Source organism: Prevotella sp. HJM029, from assembly GCF_000599605.1.
Classification (GTDB): Bacteria; Bacteroidota; Bacteroidia; order Bacteroidales; family Bacteroidaceae; genus Prevotella.
The window spans coordinates 17,059-30,479 of the sequence record NZ_KK082665.1; the positions used below are offsets into that span (position 1 = coordinate 17,059).

At 45.1% G+C, this 13,421-nt stretch carries 13 protein-coding genes; 3 read left to right on the top strand and 10 right to left on the bottom strand.

Annotated features, from left to right (window positions below; genetic code table 11):
- Positions 1-7: 7 nt before the first annotated feature.
- From X919_RS0108350 to ppdK, 3 genes are all read left to right on the top strand, one after another.
- On the top strand, positions 8-925 hold the full coding sequence (locus tag X919_RS0108350) for a glucosaminidase domain-containing protein (protein ID WP_028899724.1): 918 nt from the start codon (positions 8-10) through the stop codon (positions 923-925).
- A gap of 450 nt (positions 926-1,375) precedes the next feature.
- Entirely contained in the window at positions 1,376-2,488 is a 1,113-nt protein-coding gene (locus X919_RS15670) for a DUF6261 family protein (protein WP_051502473.1), read from the top strand.
- A 252-nt stretch (positions 2,489-2,740) separates the two neighbouring features.
- Positions 2,741-5,464: a pyruvate, phosphate dikinase gene (gene ppdK / locus X919_RS0108370; protein WP_028899726.1), complete on the top strand. Its 2,724-nt coding sequence runs from the start codon at positions 2,741-2,743 to the stop codon at positions 5,462-5,464.
- 455 nt (positions 5,465-5,919) lie between these two features.
- Here ppdK and pdxT read toward each other — a convergent pair whose 3' ends face one another.
- The 10 genes from pdxT to X919_RS0108425 all read right to left on the bottom strand — a co-directional run bounded on the left by pdxT (position 5,920) and on the right by X919_RS0108425 (position 13,400).
- A complete protein-coding gene (gene pdxT, locus X919_RS0108380) occupies positions 5,920-6,522 on the bottom strand; it encodes a pyridoxal 5'-phosphate synthase glutaminase subunit PdxT (protein ID WP_028899728.1) in 603 nt (200 codons plus the stop codon).
- Positions 6,519-7,397: a pyridoxal 5'-phosphate synthase lyase subunit PdxS gene (gene pdxS / locus X919_RS0108385; RefSeq protein ID WP_028899729.1), complete on the bottom strand. Its 879-nt coding sequence runs from the start codon at positions 7,395-7,397 to the stop codon at positions 6,519-6,521. Before pdxS ends, pdxT begins: the two co-directional genes overlap by 4 nt.
- A 48-nt stretch (positions 7,398-7,445) precedes the next feature.
- The gene (locus tag X919_RS0108390; RefSeq protein WP_028899730.1) at positions 7,446-9,116 is read right to left on the bottom strand and encodes an alpha-amylase family protein; all 1,671 of its coding nucleotides are present in this window, start codon (positions 9,114-9,116) and stop codon (positions 7,446-7,448) included.
- A complete protein-coding gene (gene fabD, locus X919_RS0108395; RefSeq protein ID WP_028899731.1) occupies positions 9,116-10,003 on the bottom strand; it encodes an ACP S-malonyltransferase in 888 nt (295 codons plus the stop codon). The genes X919_RS0108390 and fabD overlap by 1 nt, the downstream gene beginning before the upstream one ends.
- 148 nt (positions 10,004-10,151) lie before the next feature.
- Positions 10,152-10,658, bottom strand: coding sequence for a 50S ribosomal protein L9 (rplI, locus tag X919_RS0108400; RefSeq protein ID WP_028899732.1), 507 nt, complete (start codon positions 10,656-10,658; stop codon positions 10,152-10,154).
- A gap of 19 nt (positions 10,659-10,677) precedes the next feature.
- Complete coding sequence (gene rpsR, locus X919_RS0108405) at positions 10,678-10,950, bottom strand: 30S ribosomal protein S18 (RefSeq protein ID WP_028899733.1); 273 nt, start codon at positions 10,948-10,950, stop codon at positions 10,678-10,680.
- A gap of 2 nt (positions 10,951-10,952) precedes the next feature.
- The gene (gene rpsF, locus X919_RS0108410) at positions 10,953-11,297 is read right to left on the bottom strand and encodes a 30S ribosomal protein S6 (RefSeq protein ID WP_028899734.1); all 345 of its coding nucleotides are present in this window, start codon (positions 11,295-11,297) and stop codon (positions 10,953-10,955) included.
- Positions 11,298-11,646: 349 nt separating this feature from the next.
- Positions 11,647-11,898, bottom strand: a complete 252-nt coding sequence (locus tag X919_RS16140) for a hypothetical protein (RefSeq protein WP_081759446.1) — start codon at positions 11,896-11,898, stop codon at positions 11,647-11,649.
- A 25-nt stretch (positions 11,899-11,923) separates the two neighbouring features.
- Positions 11,924-12,985, bottom strand: coding sequence for a relaxase/mobilization nuclease domain-containing protein (locus X919_RS0108420; protein WP_028899735.1), 1,062 nt, complete (start codon positions 12,983-12,985; stop codon positions 11,924-11,926).
- Complete coding sequence (locus X919_RS0108425; protein ID WP_028899736.1) at positions 12,969-13,400, bottom strand: plasmid mobilization protein; 432 nt, start codon at positions 13,398-13,400, stop codon at positions 12,969-12,971. Before X919_RS0108425 ends, X919_RS0108420 begins: the two co-directional genes overlap by 17 nt.
- Positions 13,401-13,421: the final 21 nt, after the last annotated feature.

Below are 13,421 nucleotides of genomic sequence, written 5' to 3' on the forward strand. Positions count from 1 at the left end.
TTGCGCCATGACAAAAAAATGCATTCTCCTCCTTTCACTCCTCCTCTCCCTGCATTTGCAAGCACAAATGCGCTGGAATTCGGTTTATCAGAGTTACATCGATCAATATAAAAACTTGGCCATCGAAGAGATGTTGCGCTACAACATCCCCGCCAGCATCACTCTGGCGCAAGGCCTCTTTGAGAGCGGAGCTGGGCGCAGCGAGCTTTCTATCAAAGGCAACAACCACTTTGGCATTAAGTGTCACAACTGGACAGGCCCCACCGTTTATCACAACGACGACGCGGCCAACGAGTGTTTTCGCTCCTATGACAACGCGCTGCAGAGCTACGAGGACCACAGCCGCTTTTTAAAGCAAAATAGCCGCTACAGCAGCCTCTTTCAACTCGACCGCACCGACTACAAAGGATGGGCACGCGGGCTGAAGGCAGCCGGATATGCCACCAACCCACGCTATGCCGACAAGCTCATCGAGCTCATCGAACTCTATAAGCTCTACACCCTCGACCAGGCCACAAGCTATGACAAATTCATGGCTAAGCGAGGCGGAACCGATAAGCCGGCCAGTAACGGCATGTTGTTGCACCCCATACACCTTTATAATAAGAACTACTACATCATTGCCCGACCGGGAGACACCTTCAAGAGCATCGGAGAAGAAATCCACATCTCCTATCGAAAGATTGCAAAATACAACGAGCGCAACAAGGACGATGTGATCACGCCTGGCGAGGTGATTTATCTGAAAAAGAAGCAGAAACACGCCGAAAAACGCTACAAAGGCATCTACCACGCCATTCAGCCTGGAGAAAGCATGTATGCCATCGCACAGCACTATGGCATACGCCTCAAGAGCCTCTACAAGCTCAACAACCTCTCGCCCGACTATCAAATTCAGGCTGGAACGCTACTCCGCCTCTATTAAAAAGTGTGCAGCGTACCCTACGCCGCAAAGAACTGGCCAAAAAAGTGTGCAGCGTACCCTACGCCGCACAGAACTGACCAAAAGAGTGTGCGGCGTACCCTACGCCGCATAGAACTGACCGAAAGAGTGTGCGGCGTACCCTACGCCGCGAAGAACTGGCCCAAAGAGTGTGCGGCGTACCCTACGCCGCATAGAACTGACCAAAAAAGTGTGCGGCGTACCCTACGCCGCACAGAACTAACCAAAATAGTGTGCGGCGTACCCTACGCCGCATAGAACTGACCAAAAAAGTGTACGGCGTACCCTACGCCGCACAGAACTGACCGAAATAGTGTGCGGCGTAGGGTACGCCGCACACTATTTCTGGCATAGTTCTTGCATAATACCATTCGTCAGCGAATCTGATTCAAAGACACACCTAAAAAATTAGTTTTTAAAAAATTTATTATTATGCAATCTAACTCTTTACCCCGCTTTATTGCGGTTGAGGTCGGGAACACTCGCCTCACAGCTCCTCTCCACATGGAGCTCCAACAACAATTGTATGCCTTAATGGCTGCGTGTGACAAAACCAAATTACAGCTCGACGAAACGCTCGTGAAAGCCTGGAAAGCCGCCATCGACGTGGAACTCGAAATCAACAAGGTGGAGTCGGCATCGCTCATTACCAAACGCTTGAGCGAACTCGACGATGTGCGAGACAAGTACATCACCCACTTCTTTGGCATGCTGCGTCAACTGCAACAATCACCCGTGAAAGCCCAAAAAGAAAGTGCCGAAAAGGTCTACTACGCCCTGCAAAACTATGCAGGCATTCAGAGCGAATCCTATGACACCGAAACGGCACACATCGACGGACTGCTGCACGACGTTGAGAAATTTGCCACCGAGGTTGCCGCACTCAATTTGGCCGACACCATCACTGAGCTCAAAGGCGTGCACAAAACCTTTAAGGAGCTGAGCCTGCAACGCGTGGGCGACGCTGTGGCCACCGACCTGCCCACCTCGAAAAAAGCACGCGCCATATCCGACGAAGCTTTCGACCTCGTGAGACGCAACTTGGAAGCCAACTATTGGCATCCGGCCAACGAGTCAGACAAGAGCGTGATGTATGAACTGGCCAAGCGCATGAACAAACTCTCGGCCGACTATGCCTCACGCAAAAAAGCTGGCGATGCACTAAGCAAAACAGCTGAAGCCGATCGCACACGCGAAATCAACGAAAAACTGGCACCCATGTATGCCCATCTCGAAGAAGCCAACAACTTGCCCGCCAACAGCCTATCATTCACCGGGCGCACCAAAGAAAAAGGTGCCAACCAGCAGTATGAACTGGCCGTGACCAATCGCGAAGAAGCCTTCTGGGTGCGCCTCAGAGAGGGACATCTTGTCGTGGTGAAAAAAGCACGCCAAGGAGCACCCAAAAACGGCAAAAGCCGCAGCAAAAATAGCCCTTCAGAAGCCAAAAACCACGGCACCAGCACCGTCAAACCCAAAACAACCACCAACGAAAGCCCATCGGCAAGCAGCATGGGCGAAGCAACGGTGACCCCAAAGGGCTGACGGAAGCCAAACCCCAACTGACGATGTGGCAGAACTGACCGAACCGACAACTTGTCACACTGACAACATCGCAACCCCTCTGACAGCAGGAATGTTTCGCATATTCCTGCTGTCGTTCGCTTAAAAAGCAGAAAAATGCAAGCTCCACCTTACAAAAACAACCTAAAAAAGTTTGGCGTCTTTTCATAAATGTGTATATTTGCAACAAATTAAATAAAACAATATAAAACATTTTTATACACCTAAGCTACTATGAGCGAGAAAAGAGTTTATACGTTTGGCAACGGCAAAGCTGAGGGAAGAGCAGACATGAGAAATCTGCTCGGCGGAAAAGGCGCCAACTTAGCCGAAATGAATTTGATTGGCATTCCTGTCCCTCCAGGATTTACCATCACAACAGATGTCTGCAATGAGTATTTCGAAAAAGGAAAAGAAAAAGTTGTCGCACTATTAAAAAACGAAGTCGAACAGGCCGTAAAGCATGTTGAAGGCCTCATGAAATCGAAGTTCGGCGACGTCGAAAATCCTTTATTGGTAAGCGTTCGATCGGGCGCGCGAGCCAGTATGCCAGGCATGATGGACACCATCCTCAACCTCGGCTTGAACGATGAAGTCGTTGAAGGGCTTGCACGCAAGACGGGCAATGAACGATTTGCCTACGACAGCTACCGCCGCTTCGTGCAAATGTATGGCGACGTTGTCCTGGGCATGAAACCCGTGAACAAAGAGGATATCGATCCCTTCGAAGCCATCATCATTGAGGTGAAAGGCATGCGCGGCATCTCGCTTGACAACGAAATGAATGTCGACGAGCTCAAACTGCTGGTGAAACGCTTCAAAGAGGCCATCAAACAGCAAACAGGAAAAGACTTCCCCACCGACCCCATGGAACAATTATGGGGGGCTATCTGCGCCGTGTTCGACTCGTGGATGAACGAGCGTGCCATTCTCTATCGCAAGATGGAAGGAATCCCCGCAGAATGGGGAACAGCTGTTAGCGTCATGGCTATGGTCTTTGGAAATATGGGCAATACATCTGCAACGGGCGTTTGTTTCAGTCGTGATGCAGCAACAGGCGAAAATATCTTCAATGGCGAATATTTGGTTAATGCTCAAGGAGAAGACGTTGTAGCAGGCATACGAACACCACAGCAAATCACCAAAGAAGGTTCCATTCGCTGGGCACAACTGCAAGGAATCGACGAAGAAATTCGTGCAACAAAATATCCTTCAATGGAAGAAACGATGCCCGAGATTTTTGCACAACTCGACAATATTCAAGCAAAACTCGAACGCCATTATCACGACATGCAAGACATGGAATTTACTGTGCAGGAAGGCCACTTGTGGTTTTTACAAACCCGTAATGGTAAGCGCACAGGTACGGCTATGGTAAAGATAGCAATGGACTTGTTGCATGAAGGTGAAATCGATGAAAAGACAGCTTTGGAACGCTGTGAGCCCAATAAATTAGATGAATTGCTCCACCCTGTATTCGACAAAGAAGCATTGGCAAAAGCTAAAACCTTGACGCGTGGTTTGCCCGCCAGTCCGGGTGCTGCCTGCGGTCAGGTGGTGTTCTTTGCTGACGATGCCGAACGCTGGCACGAAGAGGGTAAGCAAGTGGTGATGGTGCGCATAGAAACCAGCCCTGAAGATTTAGCAGGTATGAGTGCTGCAGAGGGAATTCTAACAGCACGAGGTGGCATGACAAGTCATGCTGCTGTGGTTGCACGTGGCATGGGCAAATGTTGTGTCAGCGGTGCAGGAGCACTCAACATCAACTACAAAGCACGCACAGCCGAAATCGATGGTAACATCATTCATGAGGGTGATTATCTCTCGATTAATGGCTCTACAGGTGAAGTTTATTTGGGAGAGGTAACGACAAAGCCAGCCGAAGTAACGGGAGATTTTGCACAACTCATGGATTTATGCCATAAGTATAGTCGTCTCAAAGTACGAACCAACGCCGACACACCACATGACGCTGAGGTAGCACGCAACTTTGGCGCAGAGGGTATTGGCTTGTGCCGCACAGAACACATGTTCTTTGAGAACGAGAAAATCAAAGCAATGCGCGAAATGATTCTTGCCGACAGCAAGGAAGGGCGTGAGCGTGCACTCGAAAAGTTGCTCCCCTATCAGCGGCAAGACTTCTATGGCATTTTAAAAGCTATGGATGGCTATCCCGTAAACGTACGTCTCTTAGATCCTCCACTTCATGAATTCGTACCTCATGATTTAGAAGGCCAACGCATCATGGCTGAGGAAATGGGCGTTTCTATAGAAGAAATTCAGCGCCGTGTCAATTCGCTGAGCGAACACAACCCCATGCTGGGTCATCGTGGTTGTCGCTTGGGAAACACCTATCCTGAGATTACAGCAATGCAGACACGTGCCATCTTAGGCGCAGCCATCGACTTGAAAAAGGAAGGCTATAATCCGAAACCCGAGATTATGGTGCCATTGATAGGTATTGTTGATGAGTTTGATGCGCAAGAAGAAGTCATTCGTGCTACGGCAAAAGATTTGTTTGAAAAAGAAGGTATAGAAATTCCATTCAAAGTTGGGACAATGATTGAAATTCCCCGCGCAGCCTTAACAGCAGAAAACATTGCCAAAAAAGCCGAGTACTTTAGCTTTGGAACAAACGACCTCACGCAGATGACCTTCGGATACAGTCGTGACGACATTGCCAGCTTCTTACCTGTTTACTTGGAAAAGAAGATTCTAAAGGTCGACCCCTTCCAAGTGTTAGACCAAACGGGTGTTGGACAACTGGTAGAGATGGCTGTAAAGAAAGGTCGCTCTACCCGCCCCGACCTCAAGTGCGGTATCTGTGGTGAACATGGTGGTGAGCCCAGTTCGGTGAAATTCTGCCATCGTGTCGGACTTGACTATGTAAGCTGCTCTCCTTTCCGTGTGCCTATTGCACGCTTAGCGGCGGCACAAGCAGCTGTTGAGGACAAGTAATCATATTTGTTTCATCACTATAACCTGGTGGGATACCATATTACATAAAGGTATTCCACCAGTTCATCATCTCAGTCGCAGTATTCGGCAGGCTCACAAGCAATCCTAAAATTATCTGCAAACAAGGAGGTTTGGCTCTTCTTGCATTCATTGCCAGCCTTTTTTAAGCAGAATTTATAGCTTCGGGCGCACCCGAAACCTTGCTGCAAGGTGCAAAACGTGTTCGGGCGCACCCGAAGCCTTGCTGCAGGATGTAAAACGTGTTCGGGCGCACCCGAAACCTTGCTGCAAGGATGTAAAACTCGTTCGGGCGCGCCCGAAGCCTTGTTGCAGGGATGTAAAACGTGTTCGGGCGCGCCCGAACACGTTTTGCATGAATGTAACTGGGAAATAGACTACTCAGAACACGCTTTCAAAATGCAATTTGCTGCCATGCGAAAATTACACAGCGTTATTTAAGATGGTTTGAATGAAAAAGGGGCTTTATCCATCTTCATTGCCTTGACCATCGATAGAAAATGTCGATGCACCGTGGTATCAGTAAGTAATTCTGGATGAAAAGCCGTCACAAGTTGATTGCCCTGTTGGGCTGCCACAATGTGCCCATCGATAGTGGCAAGCACTTCGACATCATTTCCAACCTTACTAATATAAGGTGCACGGATGAATGACATAGGAATAGTCTGTCCTGCGAAATTATCTTCGGTGAAGAAACTACCTGTTTGACGCCCATAAGCATTACGCTTCACTGTGATGTCCATTGTCCCCAGCCGCTCACGCTCATCATTCTCCACATACTGGGCCAAAAGTATGAGTCCTGCACAAGTGCCAAACACTGGCAATCCATTGCAAACGTCCTGTCGCAATGCATCAAGTAGATGCAACTCTTTCAATAGTTTTGATTGCACAGTACTCTCTCCACCTGGAAGAATTAATCCATCTTTTGATTGCTTCCAATCGGTAGCCTGCCTCACCTCAAAGCTCTCGACTCCCAATGTCTGTAACATTTTTCGATGCTCAGCAAAAGCTCCCTGTAAAGCTAATACGGCTATTCTCATTTGCCTCGCTCTGCCATTAAAAGTTCTATTTCATGTTCGTTGATGCCCACCATAGCCTCGCCAAGATCCTCACTGAGCGCAGCTATTAATGCTGAATCCTGATAGTTTGTAACAGCTTTCACAATGGCAGCTGCGCGCTTAGCTGGATTTCCGCTCTTGAAGATGCCACTACCCACAAATACGCCTTCAGCACCTAATTGCATCATGAGCGCAGCATCAGCAGGAGTTGCGACTCCACCTGCAGCAAAGTTTACTACAGGAAGCTTGGCATTATCATGCACGTAGCACACTAACTCATAAGGAACCTGCAATTGCTTTGCTGCTTCATAAAGTTCGTCGGCGGCCATGCTGGATATACGGCGAATTTCACTTTGCATTGCACGCATGTGGGTTACCGCCTGAATTATATCACCTGTTCCAGGTTCACCCTTTGTACGAATCATTGTCGCACCTTCAGCTATACGGCGCAATGCTTCTCCAAGATTCTTTGCACCGCAGACAAAAGGAACCTTAAATTGGGTCTTGTCGATGTGGTAAACACCATCAGCTGGAGACAACACTTCGCTCTCATCAATATAATCAATATCGATAGCCTGCAACACTTGTGCCTCTACGAAATGACCAATGCGGCACTTCGCCATGACGGGAATAGACACCGAAGCTTGAATTCCTTTAATCATCCGAGGATCACTCATACGCGAGACTCCTCCTGCTGCTCGAATATCAGCAGGGATTCGCTCTAAAGCCATCACGGCACATGCACCAGCTTGCTCAGCAATCTTAGCTTGCTCAGGAGTGGTGACATCCATAATAACTCCGCCTTTTAGCATCTGTGCTAAATTACGATTCAACTCTTGTTGGTTAACTTCTTTCATGTTTCTTATTATAATATTTTAATTTACTAATCTAATGAATGGTATTCTTCATACACTGAATTTCAGAATGCACATACCAAAAGCTGGAATATTGACATATAATGCCGTATCACGCCTAAGTTGTAGCTCTACCATTACATTTGTCATCAAATCACAAGCTTTGACATTGCACTCTTGGAGCTGACAACAATCAAAGGCATGTGCTGGCAAGAATACGCCCGTAAGTTTATCCTCTGAGGCAAAATTTACAGCCACAAGCAGTTTATCATACTTTGTGTGACGAATAAAAGCATACTCAGTATGCACATCAAAATCATTGCGATTAAAATTAGCATACATCAGATCAAAAAACTCCCCTTCCTGAATAACTTCCTCCTCTGCTGCTATTCGTAATAACTTCTCATAACATTCTTGCAATTGCAGTTCGGCTGATGTAAGCCGTTGTGGAATAGCCTGTGCCCGCTGAAGTGTGTCTAATGCCCAATAATCAAAAATGGTTGTACGCCCATCAATACCGCTAAACCCTTCTTTATCCATTCCACGCTCACCATACTCTTGCCCAAAATAAAGCATAAAGGGATTTGTTCGCAATAGCAAAGCTACAGTAGCAGCAGGCAATGCTCGCTGCCCATCGTGAGCAAAAAAGTCACTGGCCACGCGTTGCTCATCATGATTTTCTAAGAAATAAAGCATATGAGTATGGATGTCATCGGTTGCTTGCCAAACTTTTGTGATAGCTGTAGCATCACATTCACCACGTACTACACTCCGCAAGCAATCATACATGCCTACCTTATCATAGAGATAGTCAAAGCCACTTTGGAGATAAAGCCTATACAACGAGGGATTGTATACCTCGCCAATAAACACGATATGCGGAAAACGTTGTTTCACTGCAGATATTGCATATTGCCAAAAAGCCTCAGGAACCATCTCTGCCATATCACATCGAAATGCATCGATGCCTTTTGAAGCCCAGAACAATAGGATATCGAGCATCATCATCCATGTACGAGGCATCGGTGAAAAATGCTCACTACACCCACCTGCATCACAATAATCGACACCATAGTTGAGTTTAATGGTTTCATACCAGTCATTTCTCTGCGGTGTTGCATTAAAACAATCATTTCCCGTAGCCTTTGCTGGTTGCTCTACATAAGAAGAATGTTTTACAATATTCTCCAAATTAAGAGGCTTTCCCCAACAATAATAGAAGTTATTCAGCACAGAGAAATGCTTACTGACATCGTCTTCCTCACCCAAATCATGTATACCTGCAGGCTTTGCAATCGATTGATACTCCCGCGCTACATGATTAGGAACAAAATCCATAATTACTTTTAAGCCAGCAGTATGTGTACGATTTATTAGAGCTTCCCATTCTTGCATACGACACAGAACATCATCCGCTAAGTCAGGATCAACATCATAATAATCGGCCACTGCATAAGGTGAGCCTGCTTTACCTTTTACAACGTCTGCATGTTGCTGAGGTATATTAAAATCGCTATAATCAGTTTGAGTAGCATGCCGCAACACACCCGTATACCAAATATGAGAAAAGCCTTGTGCACTGAGTCGTTTTAATCGGTCTAAGGTAAAAGACGAAAACTTTCCACAACCATTTTCGGCAATCGAACCAAACTCCTTGCGAGTCTGATTACGATTGCCGAAAAGACGTGGTAATACTTGATAAACAAGGAGTTTATTCTGCATTACACCAGACCATGAGCATTAACTCCTTTGCTAATACGGGCTATCATGCCCTGCAACGCCTTACCTGGTCCACATTCAACAAACTCAGTCGCGCCCATTGTAATCATCTCTTGTACGCTGGGTGTCCAACGAACAGAGCTTGTTAATTGAGCGATTAAGTTTGCTTTAATCTCAGCAGCATTGATATGTGCCTTTGCATCCACATTTTGTATGATAGGACATTTTGGAGTATGAAAGTCTACTTTTTCTATAGCTGCTTGCAACTCATCTTTTGCAGGTTGCATCAAGGGAGAATGAAATGCTCCACTAACATTCAAAGGCAATGCACGTTTTGCACCAACTTCTTTCAATTTTTCACAAGCTGCATTCACTGCATCTACATTCCCTGAGATAACTAATTGCCCTGGACAATTAAAGTTTGCCGCAACAACAATATTCCCTGTACTGCTCACCTCTTGACAAATAGCTTCAACCTTCTCATCTGGCAGGCCAATAATTGCAGCCATAGTACCAGGATTTTTCTCACATGCTTTCTGCATTGCATTAGCACGTGCAGCAACTAAACATAGACCATCTTCAAAGTTCAAAGCACCAGCAGCCACCAAGGCTGAGAATTCCCCCAAAGAATGTCCTGCAACCATTGTTGCGTCAAAAGCACTACCTAAACACAAAGCTTGAATAACGCTATGCAAGAAAACAGCTGGCTGCGTAACCTTTGTTTCCTTAAGCTGTTCATCGGTTCCTGCAAACATGATATCGGTTATCTTAAAACCTAAAAGCTCATTAGCCTTATCAAACAATTCTTTAGCTTTAGAATTTGTTTCATAAAGCTCTTTTCCCATACCAACAAATTGGGCTCCTTGCCCTGGAAACACAAATGCTTTCATATCTTTTTTATTATTGATTTTAATTGATTGCACAAAAGTACAAAAAAAAGCAGACATTAAAGCATTGAACAAAAAAAATCCCGAGAACCAATAATAGGTCTCGGGATAGATATAGATTTGCTTTACAGTGCAATACTGAATAATTTACTTATTCCGCTGCCGATTCCTCGACAACTTCGACAACTTCTTTCTCAGCCGGAACTACCTCAGGTGCATTTTCTGCAACTACTATCACAGGGACTCTAACTTCAACATCCTTGTGGAAATGAATAGTAGCCTCACCTTCTCCAACTTTCTTAATATCACGCATAGTTATAATCTTACGATCAACATCTATGCCCTTTTTAGCCAATTCTTCGGCAACAATAGCTGCATTTACAGAACCATACAATGCTCCTGTTGCACTTACCTTTGCTGTAATAGTTAAAACAATGCCTTCAAGTTTAGCACCTCGCTTCTCTGCTTCTGCCTTAATTGCTGCTAACTTATGCGCCTTCTGTTTCAAATCCTCAGCTAAGACTTTTTTCGCCGAGGCCGAAGCTATAACTGCTTTCCCTGTAGGTATAAGGAAGTTGCGACCATAACCGCCTTTTACATTTACAATATCATTCTTGTATCCAAGTCCGATAATATCTTCTTTTAAAATAATCTCCATACCAATGAGTCCTCCTTAATTATTTCATCAAATCGGTTACATAAGGGAGCAATGCAATTTGGCGTGCGCGCTTAACTGCCTGCGCTACACGACGCTGATACTTCAAAGAAGTACCTGTAATACGACGTGGTAAAATCTTACCTTGCTCATTCAAGAACTTTTTCAAAAATTCAGGATCTTTATAGTCAATAAACTTAATCCCACTCTTCTTAAAACGACAATACTTCTTCTTACGTGTCTCAATTGAAGGAGCTGTCAAATAACGGATTTCTGATTTCTTTTGTTCTGACATAATTAAGCCTCCGCCTTTTTTGCATATTTACTTCTACGCTTTTCTGCATACTGAGCCGCATACTTATCTAAGCGTGTTGTCATGTAACGAATCACTCTCTCATCACGGCGATAGCCTGTTTCGAGTGTATTTACAATTGTTGGTTCGCCCTTGAATTCTATTAGACAATAGAATCCTGTAGACTTCTTGTCAATGGCATAGGCCATTTTTTTCAGTCCCCAAGCCTCTTCGTTCAGAATCTCTGCACCATTATCGGTTAGTAGACTCTTGAATTTAGCGACCGTTTCCTTCATCTGTTCATCAGACAAAACGGGAGTTAAAATGAAAACGGTTTCGTATTGATTCATACTAAACTAAATTGAATTAATTAATTATATACATAAAACACATTAGAGATATCGCAGAAAAACAGCTAAAGTCTCTAAATGCGCTGCAAAAGTACAGCCTTTTTGCGACATAAACAAATTTTTTTGTAACTTTGTCGAGAAATACATATCTATATATGAAACGACATAGATTATATCAACTTCGACTTCTCTACGGAAAGATTAGTCTACCTCTTGTTTATATAGGAGTGCTACTCCTCACTTCGACAAGGATTTCATTTTTACAACACAGCAACTCCCTACTCATATTAGGCTTAGTTTCAATTATTACAGGGACTGCTGGTTACTTCTATAGTTGCACACAACAAAATTAACCATCAAGCATGATGCTTGCGATAAAAGCATGGTTTTTACCCGCCAAGATATTTATTAAAGTGTATCTAACTGAAAATAAAGAAGTTACCTTTTTAGTATAACTATACTGGTAACGATTTGGAAACGAGCGAGCTACTTGGCTTCGCTGTTTTCTGCCTAACAAAGAACGCTTGTTATTCTTTTTGCAAAGATAATACTTTGCTGGCGAACAACAAGCGTTTTTAATGAGATATTCTTCTTTCTGCACTTTTATAATGCGATTTGTGATTGGACTACAATCCACGTCCTCGCTTCTTCTTTCTGTTGGCTTGGTTCCTGAGCTTGCGCTGCCACGCTGTTTCAGCATAGTCATTGCCTTGTGTACTTGGTGTAATCAAATCGCCCAACCCTTCCACCACATCATCGGCTGCACCAACGATGGTGTCTGCCACTGCACCAATGGAGTTCTGCGCTTGTGGCGTGTCATTGTCTCGTGAGATAGAGGAACGACTTGGAGACACAAGTTGATAACCTGCATCAGGTTGTTCTTTCTTTTCTGTTGCCTCTTGTATTATTCGATATGTTTTCTTTGGTTCTTCCTTGTTGGTTATTTCAAAGTTTTTCTGCAAGGAACGGTAGCCGAACTCCCTGCCTATCTCGGAAGCCTTGAAAGATTGTCCTGCGAATGAGAACCTCAAGCCATAGACCTTGCCCTGCTTGTTCTTCATGCGCTCTATGGCTATCCCGTTTTTGTTTAACTCGTAGAGGAACATGGAATGCCCTGTGATGCCTGTACCTTTGTACTTATCAAGCAAGGCATAGCAAATCTTCTGCACCTGCTGCTTCATCTGCTCTCTCATTGGACTGGCTTTTGTCTTTTGATATTTCTTCTTCGCCTTGACCTCCTTTGCGATAGTCAAGTTTTTCTCTCTGCTTATTTCCTCCGCCACTCTCGCTGCCTTGTTGCTCACAAAGGTAGTATCATAGACCTCTCCGTACAGACTAATGCGGTTGGCAATGATATGGATGTGCATATTGTTGGTGTCCTTGTGCGTTACCGCTACCAATTGGTGGTTGTCAAGTCCCATTCGCTTGGCAAATAGATGGGCTATTCTCATCAGTTCGGACACGGGCAGTTTTTTATCGTCCTGCGGTGCGATGCCGATTTCGATACGGAGAAACTTATTTCTGCACAGTGTGTTGTAATCGCTGACCATCTTCATTTCTTCGTAGATAGCCTTCGGTCCCCTGCTGCAAAGATTATGGAAGGCAAGCCGACTACCGAGTTTGCCCTCTCTGAAGATATAGTCCAGAGCCGTGCTGCCGTGCGCTATCGCCTTACATTTTCCTATCATTTCTTGTTAGATTTAAGACTTTATATACCTCATCGTCCACACGAAAATGCGGGTCGTAAAATCGCTTAAATGCTTCTTTGGCACATAGCGAGAGGTTCTTTGTGATATGTAGCCAATCTTCGTCCTTGACCTTGATGAGGTTGGAAACCTGCCCATAGAACCGTCCTGTATGCTGAAGTATGGCAATGGCTTCCCTTTCATTTTCTGTCATCTTGGGAACGGCTGCCACCTCTCCATTTAGGAGAATTTCACGGCAGTAATCCGAGAACTTCCGCCCAGCGCTTTCCGCCCTTGATTTGATACGCTGCTTTTCTTCTAAGGTGCATCTTACCTTGATGAACTCTGTCTTGTTCATCTTCTGCTCTCCCTTATTCTGTTGCTGCCATTTGGCAGTCTTTTTATTATATCTGTTCATATAAGCTTCTTTGAAAGTTAA